General features: G+C 69.9%; 14 protein-coding genes. 5 read left to right on the plus strand and 9 right to left on the minus strand.

Translation table 11 applies throughout. The features are described from left to right. Nucleotides 1-139: 139 nt before the first annotated feature. Nucleotides 140-943: a phosphotransferase family protein gene (locus ACZ5K7_RS37745; RefSeq protein ID WP_468921203.1), complete on the plus strand. Its 804-nt coding sequence runs from the start codon at nucleotides 140-142 to the stop codon at nucleotides 941-943. A gap of 234 nt (nucleotides 944-1,177) precedes the next feature. Here the strand turns inward: ACZ5K7_RS37745 and ACZ5K7_RS37750 are convergent, their stop codons facing one another. From ACZ5K7_RS37750 to ACZ5K7_RS37770, 5 genes are all read right to left on the minus strand, one after another. Further along, nucleotides 1,178-1,648 (minus strand): hypothetical protein, encoded by a 471-nt coding sequence (locus ACZ5K7_RS37750; protein ID WP_468921070.1) that lies wholly within the window; start codon nucleotides 1,646-1,648, stop codon nucleotides 1,178-1,180. Between the two features lie 88 nt (nucleotides 1,649-1,736). Next, a complete protein-coding gene (locus ACZ5K7_RS37755; RefSeq protein ID WP_468921073.1) occupies nucleotides 1,737-3,722 on the minus strand; it encodes a hypothetical protein in 1,986 nt (661 codons plus the stop codon). Continuing rightward, nucleotides 3,719-4,882: a 5'-methylthioadenosine/S-adenosylhomocysteine nucleosidase family protein gene (locus tag ACZ5K7_RS37760; RefSeq protein WP_468921076.1), complete on the minus strand. Its 1,164-nt coding sequence runs from the start codon at nucleotides 4,880-4,882 to the stop codon at nucleotides 3,719-3,721. Before ACZ5K7_RS37760 ends, ACZ5K7_RS37755 begins: the two co-directional genes overlap by 4 nt. Continuing rightward, a complete protein-coding gene (locus ACZ5K7_RS37765; RefSeq protein ID WP_468921079.1) occupies nucleotides 4,883-5,626 on the minus strand; it encodes an NUDIX hydrolase in 744 nt (247 codons plus the stop codon). It lies immediately after the preceding gene. Nucleotides 5,627-6,534: 908 nt separating this feature from the next. Beyond that, nucleotides 6,535-7,791, minus strand: coding sequence for an amidohydrolase family protein (locus ACZ5K7_RS37770; RefSeq protein ID WP_468921083.1), 1,257 nt, complete (start codon nucleotides 7,789-7,791; stop codon nucleotides 6,535-6,537). Between the two features lie 377 nt (nucleotides 7,792-8,168). On the opposite strand from ACZ5K7_RS37770, the gene ACZ5K7_RS37775 reads away from it, so the two are divergent. Beyond that, on the plus strand, nucleotides 8,169-8,702 hold the full coding sequence (locus tag ACZ5K7_RS37775) for a GNAT family N-acetyltransferase (RefSeq protein WP_351694314.1): 534 nt from the start codon (nucleotides 8,169-8,171) through the stop codon (nucleotides 8,700-8,702). 70 nt (nucleotides 8,703-8,772) lie between these two features. Here the strand turns inward: ACZ5K7_RS37775 and ACZ5K7_RS37780 are convergent, their stop codons facing one another. Both ACZ5K7_RS37780 and ACZ5K7_RS37785 read right to left on the minus strand, forming a co-directional pair. Further along, nucleotides 8,773-9,561, minus strand: coding sequence for an SAM-dependent methyltransferase (locus ACZ5K7_RS37780; protein WP_450973459.1), 789 nt, complete (start codon nucleotides 9,559-9,561; stop codon nucleotides 8,773-8,775). A gap of 207 nt (nucleotides 9,562-9,768) precedes the next feature. Then, complete coding sequence (locus tag ACZ5K7_RS37785; RefSeq protein WP_468921086.1) at nucleotides 9,769-11,442, minus strand: dolichyl-phosphate-mannose--protein mannosyltransferase; 1,674 nt, start codon at nucleotides 11,440-11,442, stop codon at nucleotides 9,769-9,771. A 1,146-nt stretch (nucleotides 11,443-12,588) separates the two neighbouring features. Between ACZ5K7_RS37785 and ACZ5K7_RS37790 the strand changes: the two genes are divergently transcribed. The 3 genes from ACZ5K7_RS37790 to fxsT are packed head-to-tail and all read left to right on the plus strand — an operon-like array spanning nucleotide 12,589 to nucleotide 19,907. After that, a complete protein-coding gene (locus ACZ5K7_RS37790; protein ID WP_468921089.1) occupies nucleotides 12,589-14,157 on the plus strand; it encodes a VMAP-C domain-containing protein in 1,569 nt (522 codons plus the stop codon). Nucleotides 14,158-14,163: 6 nt separating this feature from the next. Further along, complete coding sequence (locus ACZ5K7_RS37795) at nucleotides 14,164-15,390, plus strand: AAA family ATPase (protein WP_468921092.1); 1,227 nt, start codon at nucleotides 14,164-14,166, stop codon at nucleotides 15,388-15,390. After that, the gene (gene fxsT / locus ACZ5K7_RS37800; RefSeq protein WP_468921095.1) at nucleotides 15,387-19,907 is read left to right on the plus strand and encodes an FxSxx-COOH system tetratricopeptide repeat protein; all 4,521 of its coding nucleotides are present in this window, start codon (nucleotides 15,387-15,389) and stop codon (nucleotides 19,905-19,907) included. Before ACZ5K7_RS37795 ends, fxsT begins: the two co-directional genes overlap by 4 nt. On the opposite strand, the gene ACZ5K7_RS37805 is transcribed toward fxsT, so the two are convergent. After that, the gene (locus ACZ5K7_RS37805; protein WP_468921098.1) at nucleotides 19,908-21,794 is read right to left on the minus strand and encodes an aKG-HExxH-type peptide beta-hydroxylase; all 1,887 of its coding nucleotides are present in this window, start codon (nucleotides 21,792-21,794) and stop codon (nucleotides 19,908-19,910) included. A 451-nt stretch (nucleotides 21,795-22,245) separates the two neighbouring features. Next, nucleotides 22,246-23,241: a cytochrome c oxidase assembly protein gene (locus tag ACZ5K7_RS37810; RefSeq protein ID WP_468921101.1), complete on the minus strand. Its 996-nt coding sequence runs from the start codon at nucleotides 23,239-23,241 to the stop codon at nucleotides 22,246-22,248. Between the last annotated feature and the right edge of the window lie 27 nt (nucleotides 23,242-23,268).

Below are 23,268 nucleotides of genomic sequence, written 5' to 3' on the forward strand. Positions count from 1 at the left end.
CGTACCCCCCCCCCCCCCCCCCCCCCCCCCCCCCCCCCCCCCCCCCCCCCCCCCCCCCCCCCCCCCCCCCCCCCCCCCCCCCCCCCCCCCCCCCCCGCTACTCCCCATATCCGAGCACCCTGAGGAACCGCGCGTGTCCATGTCCCGCATCGCCTACGAGCAGCTTCCCGCCGACGTCCGCCACGCCGTCGCCGACAAGATCGGTGCCGTGCACAGGTCGCTGACTACGCAGGGCGGCATGAACTCCGGCATCGCATCCGTCCTGGAGACGAACAGCGGCAGGGTCTTCGTGAAGGGCATCCCGTCCGACCATCCCCAGGTCGCTGCCCAACGCCGCGAGGCAGCCGTCGCCCCGTACCTGCCGGCATCTTGTCCGCGTCTGTACTGGCACCTGGAGTTCGGCGGCTGGAGCCTGCTCGGCTACGAGGTGATCGACGGCCGCCACGCCGACTACGCCCCAGGCTCACCCGACCTGCCGCTCGTGGAAGCCGCGCTTGTCGAGCTGCAGGACGTCACAGCGCCCCCAGCCATCGGTCTCAAGGACGCCGTCGACCGGTGGGCGGACTACGCACCGCCGGGCTCCCTGCACTACTTCGAGGGCAACGCTCTCCTGCACACCGATTTCGCCCCGGACAACGTTCTGATCACCGGTGACCGTGCGCGACTCATCGACTGGGCCTGGCCGACCCGAGGGGCGGCCTGGATCGACCCCTGCGCCCTTCTCCTCCAGCTTATGGACGCCGGGCACTCCGTGGACGAGGCACTTGCCTTCGCTAGTCGGTTTCCGTCCTGGCGGGACGCAAAGGCCGAGGCACTCGCGGCGTTCAGCTCGGCCACGGCGGCACTGTGGCGGGAGATCGCCGAAGTGGACCCGACTCCATGGAAGTCGGGGATGGCGGAGCGGGCGGCGACGCTCGCGAGCATCCAAAACGGGAACCTGTAGGCGCTAGGTGTATTGACCCGTCTTATCCTCCACCAGCGCCTCACCGGGCACGATGCCGAAGGGCCCACCGTTCGCGGTGTGGCCCCTCGGCGTACGTAATTGCGCCGCCTCAGCTGGCGGCAGCCGGTGCACGGTCCGAGCTACACGGCGGGCAGCCCAGCGCCGCAGAGGCGGTTACTCGGCCGTGCCGGTCGGGACGGCGAATCGAACGTGAAGCGGGGCCGCAGAGCAGCACTACCTCTGCGCATAGCGCAGGAACTGGCAGCCCAGTACAGCCAGGGCAAGTGTCTGCGCGAGGGAGACGATCACGAGTGAAGGCCGGACGGCGGGAGAGCACCAGAATGCGGCCACGGAGATCATCGGCAAGGCCAAGTACGTGAACAGATCCACAGCGATCTGTAATCGCTTGCGGGTGCTGCGGCTCGCATCGTCGCGGTGGTAGACCTCCCAGCCGACCGCTGAGATCTTCTCGTCGTTGACCAGGGAGGTCCAGCCCAGGACCAGGCAGATCACCGGGACGACGAGCAGCAGTTGAGCCTGCCTGCTCTGGACGGTGATCGCCAGGACCGCCGTGACCGCGGCGAGCGTGAAGTAGAGCAGGTTGTCACGGAAGCCTATCCGGGTTTTCTGCTCCTCCTTGATGCGGTCGTACTCGGCCAGCAGCAGTCTGCTCTCGGTGACGTGTTCTGTGGCGGCCACGGCCATTCCTGAGCTCGGGTCCCGGCTGGGCTGATGAGTGGGCGGGCAGGGATCCGGCGCTTCGGACCCTGCCCGCTCCGGAGGCCCGGAAGACTCAGCCGACAGCATGGAAGGACGGCACGTTTTTGGGGTTGTTTCGTTCGATCCAAACCTTTCCGTCCGCCGCGATTCCCTCCAGGAGGCGGAAGGTGTGGATGAAACCGGCCGCATCGAGGTTGATTTCGGCGATTTCCTCGGCGTTCTCGTCCGGCGCAAGTTGATGGGAGTCCGCGTCTTTGACGCGAATGTTCCTGGCCGGCCCGTTGGTGAGGAAGAGCTCCAGGTCATAGCCGACCTCGCTGCGTTCCGTGACCTGCACGGAGGACAACGCGTCGAACCGGTAATTGCTTCGCTGCCGGTTCCCGCGTTTTGCGTCGGTGAAATCGAATTCCGAGCTGACTTCACGAACGCCATCCTGTGTGACCAGGAAAAGACGGAAGCTGTAGCGCGAGTACCGCCAAGGACCGCCCTTCACACGCCCACGCTTGTAGGGGCGCGCGGGTGTCACCAGGATGGTGTGGGTGATCACATCGCGCCAGGTGAGCTGGTAGTGGCGGAGTGCTTCGTCGACGAACAGCGTCTTGTCGCAGGCGAGCCAGGTCTCCATTTGCAGCTCGCTGGGTCGCGTGACGTCCAGGAACGACTTCCAGTTCTGGTACGCGGCTTGCCGCGCGGCCAGCTGCTCCTGGTATTCCTTGGTTTCCTCGGCCACTCGGTGGTTCTCACCCCGGGCCTCCAGCCACGAGGACCCAGCCGCGCGTCCGGACCAGACCGCGCCGCCTACGGCCAGGACGGCCAGCAGCAGCTGCGACGCGCCGGCACCTGAGGCCACTGTTCCGAGCAGGGCCAGAGTCGTGAGGCCGAGAGCGCCGAGGGCGACCACACACAGCGCCTTCGCCCCCGCCGGCGTCTGGTTCTGGTGGTGATGATCGAACAGAGTGCCTTTGCTGTGGCGGTCCCGGGCATCCTCGGCGAGATAGCGGATCAGCCAGTTGACCCGGTCCACGCTGATTCGGCTTTCGCGGTAGAGAACCGCGATCTCGGCGGCGAGGCTGTTGCGGATGTGGACGGTATGACCGAGCCATTCGTGCGGGGCTAGTCCGTGGGGCACGCGGGTGCTGAAGTAGTGGTCGAACGAATGACGGACTTGGTTGGTGAACCCGTCCCCGGCAGAGGCGGGATCGCGCGGGTGCGGGATCTGGAACACCCGATTCTTGGTCTTCAGCCGATGTTCTTGGAACCACCATCGGCGGCCGAAGTGAGCCGCCGTCAGGCCCGCACCGAGCGCCACCAGTAACTCGATGGCTGCCGCAGCCGGGTCTGCGACCAGGGCCAAGACGCAGAGGAATGCGGTGGCGACGACGAACAGGCCAGCTCGGACCGGGAGGGCCGTCTGGGCGGCAGCAGCGGTGCTCGGACGGGGCGGCAGGGCCCGTGGCCCGATGGGGTCGGGTTCGAAATAGGCCCAGACCCGTTGGACCCGGTCGTTGCCGAAGCGAGCCGTCTCGGCGCGCTCGCGGCGCTCGGCCCACAGGCTGTCCTTCAGTCCTCCGGTGAGCACCAGGTCGAAGTGGTGGAGGATCGTGTCACGCAGGCCGGGTGACAGGGCTCGCAACCGCTCCAGTACGCGTCCTGTTTCGCCGTCCGGGGTGCTGAGCATCTCCAGCAGTTCGAAAGCGACGCGCAGAGTGTCTTTCCACTCTCCCTCGGCATAGGTCCGTACGAGCACGGAGGCGCGGTGCAGCCGCTGGAGCTCTTCGGTGCTGAGGTCGTCGTAGGCGCGTCCACTGAGCATGGCAAGCACCCAGTGGAAACGGACCTCCGCGTTGTCGTGTCCGTTGGCGATCGCGTCACTGATCAAGTCGCGAGCACGGCTGGGGACGCCATCCTCCAGGAACCGCACACCGACCTTGTACTTTTCCTGAGGCGACGCATCCTGGTGGCCGATGGAGACGTGGGCGTTGTGTACGACCCCGGCTTGCATTCCGACGGTGGAGCCGTAAGCGGCCGAATTGTGCGTGACACTGCTGCCGTCGTTCATGACAAGTCACCCGCCGCAAGAACCAGTGGTGCCAGCCTGGCCACCAGCTCGGGAAACTCCGCGATCAGACCGCGTAACCGCTTGAGTGCCATGGTCGCCCTCTTGGACGATTCGGGAGTGTTCTCCCTTGCCGCCCGGCGGGCAAAGCCCAGCTCGGCCAGTGCCTCTCGGTAGGTGTCGTCGTCGAGGGCGCCCTCGGCGCGGTGACGCTTCAAGGGCTCACGGAAACCGTCCAGTTCCGCGACCAGGTCCGCCGGACCGGTCACCTTCGGGTCCGCGTTCACGTAGACGCTGCTCTCCTTGACCGAGCCGGCCATGATGCCAACAGTGCTGTTATGGGCGGTGTTGCTGACGTGCTCTTTGAGTCTGCCGGCTGTATGGGCCCTGTCTGCCTGGGACATTGCGATCTGCTCCTGTTCTCCCACCAGTTCCACGGCAAGCCGTGTGGCGAATGCCGCCGCGTTCGCCGCGGCCCGTGGTTGCCAGTTACGGTCCTTCGCGCTGCTCTTCGTACCGTCCGCCCGGTCGCTGATTCCCCGGATGATGGCCACCGGTGCCCCGTTGAGATGGCCGGCCTGCGCCACACCGGCGGCCTCCATCTCGATCGCGAGCGCGTCGTTGTAGTGCTGCCGGATCCACTGCGCCTCGGCCGAGATCGTCGAGTTCTGTACGATTTCGCCGGCGGCGATCGCGCCGAAGCGCACCTGTGGCACGCGCCCATGACCGGGCGTGTCGTCGGCCCAGTCGTTCACGCGAGCCAGATGCGAGCCGAGCTGGCTGATACCGTGCGCCGTCTCCCATACCCGGGGACGGCTCTTGAGTCCGTCGTCCTCGCTGGTCCCGCCGTGGTAGGCGTACACGTGTGTCGCCATCACCACGTCGCCCAGCCTGGCGGTGTCCCACAGGGCGCCGGCGACGCCGACGAACAACACGGCCACCGGCGAAAACTCCTGGATCGCGCGCTCAGCGATCACCGCGGCGGAATGATTCCCCTTGTTCGTCAGACCGAGCGCGACACAGCATGAAGTGCCCTGCACGGTTCCCACCTCGAACCGCGTCCCACGCTCATGACGGTGTACCTGTGGATCGGCCAGTTTCCGGCGAACGGCCTCGTACTCGAGATTGAGGGCGGTGAGAATCACCACCACGTCTTTCGACATCTATTCCCCTTCCTCTCTCGTTTCCTCTTCCGTCCTGGACGGCACAGGTCGGATCAGTGGTGGGAACAACACCGTCTTCGGCCCGGCCCGATACAGCCGCGCGGGCCGTCCTCCCGTGGTCCTGCGTCCCGAGCCGGCGGGGATGATGAATCCCTTTACGGCCTGGACTTTCCGGTAGAAATTACGGGTGTCGAGCTCGGTGCCCCAAACCGCCTCGTACACCTGCTGCAACTCGACTATGGTGAAGCTTTCTCCGCAGAATGCCGTGGCCAGCGCCGTGAATTCGAGCTTGGTACGCGCGCGTTCGATTCCGTCGGTCGCGATCCGGCGGTGATCGAAGGCCAGTTCCACCTCACCGGACAGGACGGCTTCCGCGGGAATCCACGCAGCATCCATGGCGTCCGTTCCCGCGACCGGTTCGGGGAGTCCCGGCGCGATCGCCAAGTGGGCCACGGAAACGACTCGTCCCCGTGGATCACGGTCTGCGGCCCCGTAGATGGCCAACTGTTCAAGATGCACCGTCCCGGCAACCAGAGCGGTTTCCTCACTCAACTCACGGTGGGCGGCGTCCAGGATCTCCTCACCAGCGTGATTGAGGAATCCGCCGGGCAGAGCCGGCATTCCCTGAAAAGGATCTTCGCCCCGCTCCACGAGCAGGACACACAGTCGCCCCTCACGCAGCGTCAGGATCACGAGATCGACCGTCAGCAGCACGGGCGGGGGTGACCACACGTCAGCTTGCATGCCACTTAAGGTACTTCGGTTCCTGTCACTTTGACAAGAATGGCGACACGGAGGTCGCTGGTGCTGTATGGCGAAGACGCACCGAGCGGTCGACTCGTCGTCCGCTCCGCAGCCAGGCGTGGGCCCTCCCAGCGGCGCGGGAACGGGTACTTGCGTTCCAGGAAGGCGTGGAGGGCTGCCTGAGCTGACGGTCGGGCGGACGGGGGTGTGTCCACGTCGGTGAGGCAGAAGAAGGCGATGTCCTCGCCCGCCGCCTGGCGGGACAGGCGACGGTTGGACGTAGCTGAAGAGGAAGGCCAGCACAGGAGGCTTCGGCGCCTCCGCCAGGTCATGTCAGCCGCTCCAGCTCCCGAGCCCAGCCCAGCCCACGAGCGACAGTCCCAGGGCACATGAGCCTGGGAAACGGCGTTGACCCGTGAGAACTACCGAGAGGAGTTTTCCCAGGTCAACGCACATTCCCCTGCGAAACCCCAGGTCAGCACCCTCCCACCCCCAATCGCTGCACGAGTGGCAGGACTTCAGCCATCGGTTGCATGAGGCGGGGCATCAGCCTTATTGCCTTGTGTGGCCCTGAGCTGGGGTTTCGGGGGGTGGGCGGGGTTTTCGAACCCCGCCTTTGTCATGTGCCGGGAGGGGCCGTCAGGCGGCCAGGGCACATTGCGGCCCCGGGCGCCAAGACGCGCGTACCCCTTGCTGGAAGCGCTTCACGGCCTCGGCCGGATGGCAGCGCACGACAGCCGCGGATCCGCCCCGGCGACACCGACTCCTGGCCCTTTCCGGCTCGTCCACGAACAGTGCCGCGTGTCCCTTCCTGAGTGGCGCAGGCCGCAACGGCACCCGGCTGCCCGGCGGCGCCGCAGCCGACGGGCGGACGGGCGGACGGGCCCGGGATCCGGCAACGCGCACGGTCAGTGGACGCGAACCCCCGCACGGAAGACCGCGCGCACGTCGTGCAGCCGGTCGAGGTCCGCCAGCGGGTTGCCGCCGACCGCCAGCAGATCGGCGTCGGAGCCGACGGCGATCCTGCCCTTGCGTCCGCCGACCCCGCAGACGTCGGCGGGGGCGGACGTCATCGCCCGCAAGGCGTCGAGCGGCGAGACCCCCAGCGCGGCGACCGCCTGCGCGGCGGTGTAGGGGAAGACGCCGTGCGGCTTGTTCGGCGCGACCCCGCTGTCGCTGCCATAGACGATCCGTACCCCGGCTTCGACCATCGCCCGGAAGTGCTTGATGATGGCCTCCATCCGGGAGGCGATCGCCGGCAGGGGCAAGTCGGTCGCCGGAAGCTGGGACAGCGTCGGGTCGACCACCACGCCGCGGCGCGCGATCTCGGCCAGCAGGGCGGGGGCGTCGGCGATGCCGTCGGCGGTCATGAAGGTCGCGTGGGCCAGTTCGTCCACGCCCGCGTCGACCGCGGCGGCCACCGCCTCGGTGCCGTGCGCATGGGCCACCACGGGGAGGCCGAGGCCGTGCGCCTCGTCGACGATCGCCCGCAGCTCGGCCGGACTGAACTGCGACAGGTGGGGTGCGCTGTTGGGGGTGATGTTGCCGCCGCTGGCCATGACCTTGACGACGTCGCAGCCCCGGGCGGCGCGATCCCGTACGGCCGCCCGCAGCGCGGGAATGCCCTCGGTCACGCCACCGAGGAAGAAGCAGTGGCCGCCCGCGGTGGTCAGCGGCGGCCCGGCTACGAGGATCTCCGGCGCGCTCGTGGGCGCGGCCGCGAGCTCCTCGCGGTACCGCAGGGACAGGAAGTCCCGGTCGCCGAGATCCCGAACGGTGGTGACACCGCTGCGCAGCATCGCGGCGGACGCCTCGCGCATCACCGCCAGGAGTTCATCGTCGGTGCTGTCGACCAGCGCGGGTACCGGATCGAGGCTGCCGTCGAAGCAGAGGTGGGTGTGAAAGTCCACCAGGCCCGGCAGCAGGAAGGTGTCCGGGCCGAGATCGAGGTGGGTGACGCGGCCGCCCGCGTCGTGCCGGACAGCCGGCCCGGCGGCTCCCGCGACAGCGTCACCGGCAATGTGCTCGGCACCCGGGCCGGGCTCCGGCCGTATCTCGCGGATCACTCCGCCCCGGACCACGATGGTGGACGGTCCGTGTACCGTCTCGCCGTCAAAGAGGCTCCCGGCACCAATGGTTAGTTGGTCGGCCATCTGATCGGACATGGATTCCCCTTGAGGGTCAAGGCGGTGAGGGCGGCAGGCGAGGGAGGACCGGTTCACACCCAAGATGGTTGACACTTCAATTAACTGGGACTGTACCAGTCCGGCTCTCCGCCCGTCGGTGCGAGAGGCGATCGGCCGACAACGATTCCCTTTTGTACAAGGCGAGTTGCCCGATGCCTCGTGGCAGCGCTGTGCGAGCCTGGTGGTCCATGGGCGGGGCGTAGCCCTGGATGACCGTGCGGACGGTCGCCTCGTAGTCGTTTCCATGTCGCGGAGCCCGGCGATCTCGCGGGCTTCGAGGCCGGGGCCGTCCCGGAGCGGCGGGACGGGTTGGCGCCGATTACCCATGACGCCGTCGCTTCGGCAGGATGAGCGCCATGACCGAGATCCACACACCCCGCCTTCTCCTCCGTCGCTGGCATGACGACGACCTCGCGTCCATGGCGGACATCAACGCGGACCCTCGGGTCATGCGCTGGATCGACGACGGCTCGGTGCGCGACCTGGACCAGACGGCGGAAGCCATCGAGCAGTGGGAGGAGGAGTGGGACGAGGAGGGCTTCGGCCTCTTCGCCGTCGAGCTGCTGGCTTCGGGGGAGCTCGCCGGCTTCACGGGTCTGTCCGTGCCCGAGTTCCTGCCTGAGGTACTGCCCGCCGTGGCGATCAGCTGGCGGCTCGGCTCACAGTTCTGGGGCCAGGGATACGCCTCCGAAGCCGCCCAAGCCACGCTGGAGTTCGCGCTCCAGGACCGCGGCCTCGACCGCGTCATCAGCATCAGCCGGGCGGGGGACGACGCCTCCGAGAACGTCATCCGCAAGCTCGGCATGGTGCCGGAGCGGGAGACGACACACCCCGTGTACGGCTATCCGCTGCACGTCCACACCATCGATCTCACCGAATTCCAGGCGTGAGCCGGCCGAGCCGGCGGTCACCGCGGAAGCAGCCGACCCCTGTCGGCGGGTGAGGGAGCCGCGCGCCGGTTCAGCGGATGCGGGCCACGCCCGCGTAGATGCCGCTGCCCTCCGGTTCCGCGGCCGGGGTGGCGGCGAACCACTCCGTCGCCGTCACCAGGCCGGGCGACACGAGATCCATGCCGTCGAAGAACCGCTCCACTTCCGGGCGGGTGCGGAAGGCGAGCTGGATACCGCCCTTGGCGTACTCGGCGACGACCTGTTCGACCAGGTCCGGGAACAGGTCGGACGCGGCGTGCGACAGGATCAGATGGCTGCCCGACGGCAGCGTGTCGACCAGGGCACGGACTATGCCGTGGGCGTCCTGCTCGTCGCTTATGAAGTGCATCAGCGCGATGAGCGACAGCGCGACCGGGCGGTCGAAATCCAGGACGTGCCGGGCGTGCCGGACGATCGCCTCCGGGTCGCGCACATCCGCCTGGATGTAGTCGGTCGCCCCCTCGGGGCGGCTGATCAGCAGCGCCTCCGCGTGCCGCAGGACGATCGGGTCGTTGTCGGTGTAGACGACCTTGGCCGACGGCACGACGTTCTGCACGATCTGGTGGAGGTTCGGCTCGGTGGGAATTCCGGTGCCGATGTCCAGGAACTGATCGATGCCCTGCGTGGCCAGCCACGCGGCGGCCCGGTGCATGAACTGACGGTTCTGCCGGGCGGCGTCCCTCGCCTCGGGCGGCAGCTTCTCACCGACCGCCTCGTCGACCGGGTAGTTGTCCTTGCCGCCGAGCAGCCAGTCATAGACCCGCGCAGGGTGTGCCCTGCTGGTGTCGACCGTCGGAAACGGCTGAGGGTTGGTCGTCATGGCAACTCCATCGCGCCGAATGAGGGGTACAGAGCGAGTTCGCGGTGATCGTACTCGGACGTCTCATCTGCCGTGTACAGGGGGCGACTTGAGCGGCGCCGGGTGGACCTCGAACTCGTGGAGACCCGCGCCTTCGGTTCGCCAGGGCACGTCGGGGGGGACCGCACCGGCGGCGACTCGGCGATCGCCGGCGGTGACGTGGGCCCCTCAGACCCAGCTGTCGAGCCACATCCTGGCCTGCCAGCCGGAGTACGGGAGGGTCTGCCCGGTGTAGATCGGGAAGAAGTAGACGAAGTTCCAGACGATGAGCAGCACCAGCACGCCCGCGGCCACCGCGCCCGTCTGCCGGCGCCGCTCCGTCGCACCCGGCGGCCCCAGCACGGCTCCGATCATCATCGTCACGGCCAGGCACAGGTACGGCACGAAGACGACCGCGTAGAAGGAGAAGACCGTACGGTCCTGGTACAGGAACCACGGCAGATAGCCGGCGCCCACCGCGCACAGGACAGCGCCGGCCCGCCAGTCGCGGCGCAGTGCCCAGCGGTAGAGCAGATAGACCAGCGCGAAGCACGCGGCCCACCACAGGACCGGGGTGCCCAGGGCGAGGACCGTACGGGAGCAGCCGGATGCCGTGTGGCAGCCGTCCTCACCGGGTCGCGGCGCGTCGTAGGAGAACAGCACGGGGCGGCCGAGGACCAGCCAGCTCCAGGGATTCGACTGGTACTTGTGGGGCGTGTGCAGCCCCACGTTGAACTGGTACACCAGGTACTCGTAGTGCCACAGGCTGCGCAGCGGGGCCGGGATCCACGACCAGGTGCCGCCCCGGCCGTCCGCCCAGTGGCGTCCCCAGCCGTCGTCGGACAGGAACCAGCCGGTCCAGGTCACCAGGTACGTCACGACGGCGACCGGCGTAAGGGAGCACAGCGACGGACCGAGGTCCCTGCGCAGCACCGCCCGGTAGGGGTGCCGGGCTCCGGCCACCCGGCGCGCGCCGACATCCCACAGCAGGGTCAGGACCATGAAGAAGGCCAGGAAGTAGAGGCCGTTCCACTTGGTCGACGCGGCCAGCCCCAGGAAGAGACCCGCCGCGAGCCGCCAGGGCCGCCGTCCCGTCCGGACACGGTCGGCGGTGTCGCCGTCCGGTCGCACCCGGCCGTCCGCTCCGGCCGGCAGCGCCGCCGCGAGCCGGGCCCGCGCCCGGTCCCGGTCGACCAGCAGGCAGCCGAAGGCGGCCAGGGCGAAGACCATCACGACGAGGTCCAGCAGCGCGGTACGGCTCATCACGACATGCAGGCCGTCCACGGCCAGCAGGACGCCGGCCAGGCAGCCCAGGAAGGTGGACCGGAACAGGCGGCGCCCGATCCGGCACAGCAGGAGCACGCTCAGCGTGCCCAGCAGCGCCGTCATGAAGCGCCAGCCGAACGGGGTGAGGCCGAACAGCCCCTCGCCGAGGGCGATCACCCACTTGCCCGTCGGCGGGTGCGCGACGAAGGAACCCGCGTCGGAGAGCGGGATCACCTGCGGGTGCGCGAGGATCCCCGGGTCGGCGATCTTGCGGTCCGGCCAGGTGCCCTCGTAGCCGAGGTGCAGCAGTGACCAGGCGTCCTTGGCGTAGTAGGTCTCGTCGAAGACGACCTCCCGCGGCCGGCCGAGCCGCCAGAACCGGATCGCCCCCGCCAGCACGGCGACCAGCGCCGGCCCCAGCCACTCCATCGCCCTCGCGGCGCGGCCCGCCGACGCGGGCGCGAGCCCGACGAGCGCCCACAGCCGGGGAGACGGCTCCGGAAACGGCGGGACAAGCCGCTCCCGGACATCGGCAGGGGGACGCCCGGGAACCGCCCCCACGATCCGGCGAGCCCGGAGGCGTTTCGTTCCGTCCATTCCATCCAGCAACTGAGCCACGCCTGTTGGACGCGTTTTCCTCGGCGGAGGTTGTGGTTCCGGGGAGTCTCTCGCGTCACTCGCGCATCAGGCGGGGTGGGGCCGCGGCCGGGGGGAGCGTCGGCGCGGGCCGGGCCCGACCGCGGCGAGCACGCAGGACACGGTCACCGAACCGGCCCCGGCGGCGGGTTCGCCGGTCGTGGTGGTGACCAGGTCCACCAGGTGTGGGCGGCGGCCGCGCGGTACCGGAAGATGCCCCGGCGCGCGAAGGCGACCATGGCGCGGCCGTTCGCGGCGGCCGGACGGAAATTCGCGTGGCGACGATGGCAAGGACGGCCGACGGCGCGAAGGACCGTGGCCGGAAATGCTCCGCCGCGGTGACACGCCCCTCGTAGGTGGAGGACGGGAACGGTCAGTCCCGTCGACCATATTCGCTGTTCGCGCGCTCCGGCCGCGGCATCCCCGTGTCGCCGGGCGCCCGCGGGCCCACCGATGATTCACGGGTGCCACATCCGGTAAAGCTCCGGGATACGCACAGCCCGCGTACCGAACGCGTGCGCTTCGTACGCCGCTTCTTTCGTGGAGCTGTCCGGCTATGGCTGCATACGGGGGAAGGGACGGGACAGTGTCCAAGGGGGATGGGGCGGACGCGGCGGTCTTGGGGCAGGTGCGCATCCTGCCGGCGAGTGGGGCCGTACGGGGTGCCGGCCTTCCGGCGACGCGCGGGGCTGTGCAGACCCGCGCGCAGGTCGTGTCGTCGCACACGGAACGAGGGCGGAGCCTCGCGGGAGCGGTGCCGACGCGCACCCCGCCGGTCAGTCTGCCGGGATGTCGGGGCGGCCGGACCGGGGGAACCACCGTCGTGTCGGGCGGCGGGTTTCCGGGGCCGCCGGCCGGTGCGGCCGGCGGTGATCGCGCCGTACCGCGTACGGCGTGGTCGCCTCCCGGCGGGACGGGTGCGCCGCGGGTGGGTCCACACGGTGTTCCGGACGGCAGCGGGGACGCACCGCGCGGCGGGCCGCCCCACGTCATCCGGCGGGACCTGGTCGATGCCGTACGCCTGCTCGACGGCGAGTCCGGGGCCGCCCGGGCCGCTTCGAGACTCCTCGGGGAGTTCCGGCCGACCGTCCCGGGGAGCGAACCGTCGTGACAGAGCCTCAGGAGCCCTGGAGGCCACCCAAGATCCTTCTCGACGCACTGGACGCCATCCCGTGTTTCGAGGAACCCGCGCTGCTGCACGAGTGCGCACGCCAGGCGGGCCGGGCCCTGAGGGTCAGGATCGTGCTGCCCGAGACCAGTCGCCGACGGGTGATGCTGCTGTTTCTGCTCCGCGAGGTGATGGCACACCCGGACGGCCTTCAGGTGCTGGGCAGCGTGGTGTCGCTGCTGGAGGGGGAGACGCGGGACGTCGCCCGGCTGCGCACCGCCATCGCCCTCGCCGAGGTGCCGCTCTTCCCGGCAGGCACGTGGGAACAGCTGATGGGCCTGCTCGGCGGCCTCGAGGTGCTCGACATCGCCGGGGCGTTCCGGGAGGCCCTGGGCGACCGCCCCGATGCCCTTCCGGCGCACTGCGAGGAACCGTGGTCGGCGGTACTGCACGCCGCGACCCTCAACGCACGCCCCGGTCAGCCGCTGCCCTGCGTCCTCCTCGTCGAGCACCTCGCACGGTACGCGAAAGGGCACCGGCAACAGGAACTGCTCGGGTGGGCGGCGGAGCACCGGGGCACGCCCGAGGCCTACCACGACAGTGCGGCGACCGCCGACGCCCTGCCCGCGGCCGTCGGCGGGGAGAGCGGCCCGGTGCCCGGCCGACTCGCCCAGGAGTACGGCCCTTCGGAGATGCCCGTCCTGCCCCTCCCGTTGCCCGGAATCGGCAAGGAGACCGTGTGGGCTCCCGCCACGTGGCTGCTGATCCGGCTCCGCCCGCTGTACTACTCCGAGCACGAGGGCATGCGGCAGCTGACCTACTGGTGTCAGAACGGCAGCAGTCCGAACCCCTACCCCGTGAAGGGCGGGGATCTGACGGTCGATGTCGCCGACCTGCCCGAGCGGGTGAAGGCACTGGTGCAGGAGGCCGAGACCGGATGGGCGTATTCCTGCAAGGAGGATCTCGCCCTGGAGTTCGTCCTGCCGCGTGACCTCCTGGACCTGCCGGTCGAGACCTGGCCCAAGGAGAGGTTCGGGAACGCGGAAGCCACGCTGGGCAAGGACCACCCCGTGGTGCTGCGCAGTCTCGAACGCGTGGAGGGCAGGGCCACGCACGGAAGGTGGGCCAAGCGGTGGGACGCCCTGACGCCCGGCTGCCGGGGCCCCGTCCACTGGTTCCCGGGCGAGCACGCCGACCGTCTGCTGTCGGATCCGCATCCGGTCATGGCAGTCCTGAGCGAGCCCCCCGGTGGCCAGGGAGCCGTCGGCTCGGGAATCGACGAACTGGACGCATCGCTCAGGGCCGGGGTACCGGTCGTGGTGTGGGACCGACGCGGGGGAACCGACCCGGCTTTCCGAAGGGAACTGCAGGAACTGGCCACCGGAAAGGGCATCCACCGGTTACCTGACGAAGTCAGGTCGTTGCGCATAGCGGCCGACGGCGGGGATCCTGCTGGGGGCGACTCGTCCGCGCTCGGTCGTCACGCGGCATTGCTCTGGGACGACCCCTACCGACTTCCGGGCGGGCGGGCAGAGGCAGCGGATACGTCCGCGCAGGGGGGAGGGTAGGAAGTGATGGCTCCAGAGGACAGCGGCTCTCCGCGTCCGGCCGAGGACGCCGAGGCGAAGAGCCCCGAGACCGCTCCGGACCCGGACGGCATCTCGGCACCCGGCGGCGACGGTACGGGCCGTGACGCCCCGGACCCTCGTTGGTGGCTCTATCGCGGCACGGGGCAGCCCTGGCACGACACCGATCTCGGTGAACTGCTGCCCCCGCCGCCGCCCTGGCGCCGTTTCACCGGTGGCCCCGTCGTGCCCCCGCCCCCGTCGGACGACGAGGAGATCGAGCGTCGACTGGGGCGGATCAGCGCGTCATCCACTGGTTCCGACCAGCTCAGGCGTGAAGTGGACCTGGTGAACGCGGCCCTGGTGCTGCGCCGGCCGCTCCTGGTCACGGGACGTCCCGGGACCGGCAAGTCGTCCCTCGCCTACCGGATCAGCAGGGAGCTTCGGCTGGGCCGGGTGCTGCGCTGGCACATCACCAGCCGCACCACGCTGCGCAGCGGTCTGTACGAGTACGACGCGATCGGGCGGGTCCAGGACTCGGCGGCACTGCACACCCTGCACCGGTCGAACGGCGCCGCCGCCGGGGCAGAGCCACAGGCCGCGGACGAGGAACGCCTTCCGGGAATCGGAGACTACCTCCAACTCGGCCCGCTCGGAACGGCGTTGTTACCGCACGAGCTGCCCCGTGTGCTGCTCGTCGACGAGTTGGACAAGAGCGACCAGGATCTGGCGAACGACCTGCTGAGCGTGTTCGAGGAAGGACAGTTCCCGATCACCGAGTTGGCGCGGGCGCGGCGGCTGCACCCCAAGGTGACCGTGATGACCGACGATCCCGGCCGGAGCGCCGAGATCGTCGACGGCATCGTCAAGTGCCGCGCCTTTCCCGTCGTGGTGATCACGTCCAACGGCGAGCGGGAGTTCCCGCCGGCCTTCCTGCGCCGCTGCCTGCGGCTGCGGATGCCGGATCCCGATCGCCCGCAACTCGTCAACATGGTCCTGGCCCATCTACAGCAGGCCGGGGCCGCATCACCGAAAGCCACGGGAGCGGAGGAGCTGATCGACCGGTTCCTGCGCAGCAGCCGGGAGCGTGGGGGCCTCGCGATCGACCAACTGCTCAACGCCGTCTACGTGGCGACCTCGGGGAGCTTCCCAGGCGACGCGGACGCGCTGGAGGACCTCGTGGACGCGCTGTGGCACCGGCTGGACGGAGTGGGGGCGGAGTCGAGGGCCGGATGACGGCCACGCCTCCCCCCTCCCCCTCCCCGCCGGGGCCGCCGGACGGCGTGGAGGGTCCCGCCCCGAGCGCGCCGCTGCCGGACTGGTCGGATCTGGCGGACGCGCTGTATCTGGCGGCGTACCAGGACAGCACCCTGCCCGCGTTCGAGGGGCCGGCTGCCCGGAAGCGCGGTGAAGGGCCCCTGCAGCCCGGGCGGCCTTCCGACGGGCAGACCGGGCCCGAGGGGCAGGACAACAGCCGGACTCCGGCTCCGGCGGGGCCCGGGCAACAGGAACCGGACGCCGTTCCCGCCGCCGACGCCCTCTCTGCGGCGAGGCGGGCCCGGCTGCGTCTGCTGGGCGCCGTCGGTTCCGGGGCGGAGAGCGGCCCCGAGCAGACCGGGTGGCCCGTCTCACCACGGCTGGACGACACCTTCGCGCTCGGCAGGTCACTCCGTCCGCTGCGGCTGACCCGCGACTCGCCCCACGAGGTCGAGCTGGACGAGGAGGCGACGGCGGAGCGCGCGGCCATGGCCGGGGTGTGGACACCGGTCTGCCGTTCGCTGCCGGAGCGCCGGCTCGATCTGCTTCTCCTGGTGGACACGAGCCCCTCGATGAGGCTGTGGTCGGCCACGACCCGACAGATCGCCGAGTTGCTGGAGCAGACCGCCGCGTTCCGTACCGTGCGCTCGGCCCGCTGGAACCTGGACGACGGCGCTCCGGCCGATGCCCCGGCAGCTGTGGTCCACTCCGGCGACCACCGACTGCTGCTGGCGGTCACCGACGGCGGCCATGCCGCCTGGCGCACGGGACACGCGGCATCGCTGTTGCACCGGCTGGGCAGCTTCTCCCCGGTCGCCGTACTGAGTCTGCTGCCACAGCAGTTGTGGGACCTGACCCTGCCCACGGTCACCCGAAGCCGATTACGCGCGCGCTCCGCCGCCGTACCCAACCGCGCCTACGACGCCGACCGGAGGCGGCCGGAACCCCTCGGATCCCCGCAGGCCGATCCCGGGCCGGAGACGACGGACGCGATTCCGGTGCCCGTCGTCGAACTGCGGCCGACCGCGCTGGGCCGCTGGGCACGGCTGGTGGCCGCGGCCGACGGTGGCGAGCGGGACGAACTCGCCGTGCTGTGGACGGCGCCGGACCGGGATCTGCGCGCCACAGCGGTCGGCCCGCTGGCCGAGGAACTGGCCGATCTCGTCGCCGAACCGCAAGGGCTGGAAGCCGAGGGAGCCATGGGGTCCGCCCAGCGGGCCGCCGCTACCGTACGCCGCTTCCGTGCGACGGCTTCACCGGCCGCCTACGCTCTCGCCCAGCGGCTCGCGGCGGCACCGCTCAACCTGCCCGTCATGAGGCTGCTCCAACAGAGCATGCCAGAAGCGGAGTTCTGGAGCCTCTCTGAGATCATGCTGCTGGGCCTGGTGCACCGCATCGACGACACAGCCGACGTCGATGACGCCCATCGCGTCTCTTTCGACTTCCCGGAGGGCGTGCGGGAGGAACTCCTCGCCCTCGGCTCCCGGGCGGAGACGATTCAGGTTCTGCGTCAGATCCAGCGCCATCTCGGGCCAGGGCTCGAGGCCTTGTGGGGTGAGGGCGGCGGTGCGCTCGTGGCGCTGGAGGACGGTGCCGCGGAACCGCCGGTGACGGAGCAGACCCGGCCGTTCGTCGCGCATCTGTACACCGCGCTGTGCGCGGTGTCGGGACCTTATCTGGGCCGCGCGAACCATCTGGGCCGCCTGTTGCAACGCGGTGGGCCGGTGCCGGCCGGGCAGTTCACCGCCCACGAGCCACCCACATCCGACCATACGGGCACGCAAGATTATGAACACTCCGAAATGCGGCCAAAGTTGGATATAGCCGCCACGGACACGTTAGATTTCGGGCAGTCCCCGCCTCGGACGTCGGAAGCGGCGAACACCCCGACATCCAGGCGTACTTCACCGGCGGCGTCGGCCGCCGCCGTTCCGCCCGCACCACTTGCCCCGCGACAAGGAGGCGCCTCCGTGTCATCAGGTTCGACCCTGGCCTCGGGTCCGCGAGTTCCGCACGACCCGCCCCGCATCTTGGGGAACGTACCTCAACGCAACAGGAACTTCACGGGACGGGAGGACCTGCTCGAAAGGCTGCGGGAGCGGCTGCGCGGCGGTGTCGCCGCGGTCCTGCCGGAAGCTCTGCACGGTATGGGAGGCGTCGGCAAGTCCCAGATCGCCATCGAGTACGTCTACCGGCACAGCCGGGAATACCGGCTGGTCTGGTGGATCCCGGCGGAACAGGAAAGCCAGATCGTCCAGTCGCTGGTCGAACTGGGCGAGCAGATGGGCCTGGAAGCCGGCTCCGACATGGGGGCGGTGCCGACCGTACTGAACGCCCTGCGCGCGGGCCACCCGTATACCGAATGGCTACTGGTGTTCGACAACGCGGAAGATCCCCGCACAGTACGCAAATACTTCCCGAACAACGGACCAGGCAGCATCGTCGTGACATCTCGCAACTCCCACTGGTCCACCGACTTCAGCTCCCTGGAAGTCGATGTCTTCACCCGCGAGGAGAGCGTGGCCCTGCTGCGTCGCCGCAGCGAGAACCTGCCCGACGACGCCGTGGACCATCTGGCCGCCGCGCTCGGCGACCTGCCCCTGGCGGTGGAGCAGGCGGCGGTCTGGCTGGCCGAGACGGGCATGCCGGTGCAGCAGTACCTGGAGGCGTACGAGCGCAACTTCACGGAGCTAATGCAGTCGGACCCTCCCAGCGACTACAACCGATCGGTGGCGGCGGCCTGGAACGTGTCCCTGGAGCGGCTGCGCGAGAGCCGGCCGGACGCCCTGCAACTGCTCCAGGTCTGCGCGTTCTTCGCTCCCGAGCCCATCGACTGGGACCTCTTCTCGGCGGTGCGCGGTATCTCGGTTCCCCCGGAGTTGCAGGCCACACTGGACGACCCGGTCAGACTGGGCCGCGCCGTGCGGGAGATCGGGCGGTACGCCCTGGCCCGCATCGACCACCGCCAGAACACGGTCCTCATGCACCGGCTGGTCCAGCGGGTGCTCATCGAGCAGATGAACCCGCAGGAACAGGAGTCGATGCGGCACGCGGCGCATCAGCTACTGGCCCACGCGGATCCGCGGAATCCACAGCGATCCGTCTACTGGCCCCGGTACTCGTCGCTGCTCAGCCACCTGAGGGCGTCCGACGCGGTGCGCTGCAAAGACGGCTGGACCCGTCGGCTGATCCTGAACGAGGTGCGGTTCCTGCGGGCGCGCGGCGACCACGAGGGATCCCTCGCACTGGGTGAGCAGGCAGCGGCCATCTGGCGCGCGGACCTGAGCGAGGATCACGAGGAGATCCTCGCCATCGACCAGCAGATCGCCGAGACGCTGCGCGAGCAGGAGACCGATCTGCCGCGCGCCTTCGCACTGCAGTCCGGCCTCGTGGAACGGTGCCGCAGGGTCCTGGGCGAGGGACATGAGAACACTCTGCGCGCCCTGAGCTACCTGGCCATCAACCACCGGAACCAAGGGAAGTTCGAAGAGGCCCGGACGATGGACCAGCGGGTCTTCGAGACCAGCGCACGAGAATTCGGCAGGGACGACCCGGCCACCCTCCTCGCCGCGCACAACTACGCCGTGAGCCTCCGGCTGGCGGGCAACACCGAAGATGCCCTGGACCTCGATTACGACACGTGGCAGCGCCGGATCGAGGTACTCGGCGAGGACCACATCAACACGCTGGGCACGCGGGAGGCCTATCTCCTCGACCTGCAGGAGGTCGGTCGCTACGAGGAGGCCAACGAGGGGTACGAGGCACTGGCCGCGGAAGTCACCGCAAGTCTCGGCGAGCAGCACCGGTTCGTGGCGCTGGTGAACCGCAACCGGTGCGTCACACTGCGCAAGATGGGCAACTACGATGCCGCCTACGCCTTGTCGAGCCGGTACCTGGAACAGACCGCCGAGAGCCTGGGCACCGCCAGCCGCCAGTACCTGCTGATCGCGGTCAGCCACGCCAACGACCTACGGCAGGTCGGCAGGCTCCAGGAGTCCCGCGCGCTCAACGAACAGGTGCTGGAGATGCATCGCGAAAAGTACGGCCGCCAACATCCGCACAGCCACGCCATCGCCATGAATCTGGCGGTGACGCTGCGGCTGCTGGGTCGGCCCGAAGCCGCGCTCGCCCTGGACCAGGAGGCGGTCGATGCCCTGACCGTCAGCCAGGAACGAGGACATCCCCGCACCCTGCTCGCCCGGATGAGCCTCGCCAGCGACTACTTCTCCCTGGGCCGCTTCGAGGAGGCGCACGCTCTCGACGAAGCTGTGGCGCAGGAGTCGACACGAACGCATGAGAACAACCCGGCCAGCCTGGCCGTCCAGCTCAATCTGAGCTACGACCTGAAGGCCCTGAACAGGTCCCAGGAGAGCGAGCATCTCTACCTCCAGACCTTGCAGGGGTACCGGGACCGCCTCGGGCCCAGCCACCCGGTGACCCGCGATGCCGAGCAGGGCCTCAGGGCCAATGCCGACTTCGACCTGCTGGCGCTCTAGTCAGTACTTGGCCTCGGCGCCGCTGCACCACGCCGCGAGTTCGAGGGGAGCGGGTGAGCCGCCACCGGCGGCCATGACAGCCCTGCGGACGCCGTCCACGACCTCGGGACGGTCGAGCAGCAGGGCGGCACCCGCTCCCCGGGCATGCGCGGGGAGGGCCAGCACGGCGCCGAGCCACGCCTCGGGGTCCTCCGGATCCTCGGCGGCCCACTTCGCGTAGCCGACGGCAGCCTGTTCGGCGTCCCCCGCGACGGCCGCGTACCCGGCCCGCAGCGCCGGGTCTCCGTCCGGCCCCTGGCGGAGGCGGCGGCGGGCGAAGGCGGCGGGCGCCGCCAGCCGGAACCGGGCCAGCGGCCCGAACGTGTCGAGGCGGATCAGATCGGGCCGAGGGCGCAGCTTCGAGGGAGGCAGAGCGGGGGCGGCAGCCCCCGCCAGCCATGCGGCCACCAGCCGATCCACGGCGTGGCCGGCGATCTCCAGGTGCCGGGCCCGCCAGAGGGCACGCCGCAGCGCACAGTACTGACCGGCCAGTGCGCGCGGACCGGCCTCGACCTCCTCCTCCTGCCACGCCTCGACCATGCCGGCGATCTCGGTGACGAACATCCGGCCCGGCTCGGTCAGATCGTCGGTGAGGAGCGAGGCGACCGCATCACGCAACTGCTCCCGGAGTACGGCGAATTCGAAGTCCGCGCGATCCGCTTCCGCTCCCGCGACCTGCCTTCGGTGCGTCCGCCAGAACCGGCCGACTCCCGCGAACGCGAACACCCCGTGGAGCAGTCCGAGCACGGGCCGGGGGTCGCTGCGCCATGGCGCGTAGTGGAGGCGCCGTTCCTTTGAATCCCCCGACCCGTCGAACTCCTTGACCATGGACACGAGTGCGAGCAGCGCGTTGAGCTGCTGATGACTCGCTTCGTGGACGAGCACCGCCGCGGTCTGGGTCGCATCGTGCGGCAAGGACAGGGTGACCGCGCCGAAGGCGTCGAGCGAGGACGCGCTGGCGACCAGACCGCCCTCCGCCGCCCGGAACGACCTCGGCACAAACGCCTGTACGAGCGTTCTCAACGTCGCGGCATCCGCCGGGGCCTCCCGGTCCAACAGCGCGTACGCGTCGGCGAGACGGACCTCCCACGTAGTCAGCCGTCCGTCGCCGGACCGGCCGGGCGACCGCGGGTACCGCTCGAAGTCCCGGTAGGGGCTGACCGTGTCCAGCCACGGGCAGGGCTCCGTGCCGGAGGAGAGGCCGGGCACCGCCTTCAGCGGGCGCCACCCCGGCGCCGCGTCCGGTAAGTGACGGGGCAGGACGAACCGTGCGAGTTCCCCCTGCACGATGGCGCCTTCCCGGTCCACCCGGATCTCCGCCTCGCTCCACGAGCGACGGGACACCGGGCCCACGACGCCGGCGCCGGGCAGCCAGACCGTGCCACGCTGGGCAGGCACTCGCACCGCACAGGGCACCCCCGCCCGCAGGGCGGCCGCCGCGGCCAGCGCCTGGAACTGACCGAGGTCCGCCCACAGCGGGGCGGTGGACACGGTTCCGGCAGGGGAGTTGCCGAGGCGCCTGAGCAGACGCAGCGCCCACGCCATCACGGTCGGGTCGGCGAGTACGGCCTCCACCGCCTCCGGGGCACGCTCCTGCGCCTCGGACAGCAACCGCCAGGCGCCCTGCCCCGACGGGACACCGCCGGGACGCCGCGTACGCCCGGCGGCCTCGTCGACATGGTCCAGGAGAGCACGCAACACCAGCAGAAGCCGACTTCGCTGGGCGGAACGCAGCAGACGGAGGTCCGCCTCGCCCGCGGCGCCCACCGCCATGGCCAGGAGCGACTTCGAAGACACTCGGTGGACACCCCAGGTCCGCTCCGTCTCGGCCGCGGCCAGAGGCGTCATGGCCGACGCCGATCCGTGCGCCGACCGCGCACGAATCTCATCTCCTCGCTCTGGCTGTCACCGGCAAGGGTCCCGAAGGCCTGGGTCGCCTGGACATCCATCCGGCTCAATGCGCTGCGCAGCGCGGGATCGTCACTGGACTGAAGCTCCGTCAAAGAGGCCCCGGACAGATCGAGCAGGTCGGAACAGAAGTCCTTCGCAGGCTCTCCCATACCGTGGGTCCTCCCCCTGACGACGGTGGCTCGGCAGCGCGAGGCGCGCCCCCATGATGCTGCGGTGCGCTCCCAAGTGTAAGGGCGCCTATTGGATCATCAGCGCTACACGAAGTTTTGCGAGAGAACATGAACGCATTCAGGGCAATCCATAATGCGTTTGGTTCAGATTCGGTCAGAGAAGGACAGTCCTCTGGCTCTCAGAGAAGACATCACCCGCCGATCGCGTACAGAACCGGTCACCCGTCGCCGTGCTGGCGGCGGATTCTCGCGGCCACCTCGTTCTTCTCCGTCTCCCACCAGGGGCGGACCCGTTCGGCGGACGGGGTGGTCGTGGTGGGGACACGGGCCGGGGCGGCGGAGGCCTCGGCGGCCTGTTGCCGGTCCAGGTGGCGGTCGAGCGCCGCCGTCTGCACCCGTTCCGCCCGCGCCCACTGGAACAGGATCACCAGCAGGAACGGCAACGCGACCAGCTCGGCGATGCTCAGCATCGCGCCGCCGCCGATCTGCTGGTCGTGCCGGACGTCCGGGGACCAGGACGGGTGGTGGTGCAGATACCAGGCACCGGCGATCAGCGTGCCGTGCGTCATGACGACCACGCCCGGGATCGCGTCGATCACCCCGTCCAGGAAGACCAGGGCCGCCCGGACCGGGTGGGTGCACCAGGCGGGGAGGGTCTCCTCCCGGGTCAGCACCGGTACGACGAACAGGCAGCCCGCCGCCAGCAGGTGCAGGTACATCAGCTCGTGCAGCCAGCCCACCCGCAGCGCGGTGCCGAAGTAGGGGGTGAAGTAGATGGTCAGCTCGGTGGTGAGCACCAGCGCCGTGCTGACCAGGGGGAAGGTCAGGAGGCGGATCAGGCGGCCGGTCATCGTGCGGCGGAGCCGTGCCGCCGCGGGCTCCGGCAGTGCCTCCACCGCGAGACGGAGCGGGTCACCCAGCGCCAGGCCCAGCGGCGCGACGAGGTCGAGCAGGATGTTCTGGACGGCGGCCGGCCAGAACAGCGCGTGGTCGTAGACGGCGAGGGCCGACATCGTCGCCACCACCAGCGCGCCCAGACCCAGGACCGTGAAGGCGGCGGTGCGGGCCGGCGACCAGGGCCCGCCCTTCGCACGTACCCGCAGCACGCCCCAGCCGTACAGCGCGCCCAGGGCCACGACCAGCAGCAGCGCCGGCACATCCAGCTGCCACGACGTCAGCAGCCGGCCCACGGTCAGCTCGGCCATCCGGCTCATCCTCCTTCGGTCCGGGACGAAACGGGT

It is taken from the genome of Streptomyces sp. NPDC031497 (assembly GCF_055580905.1).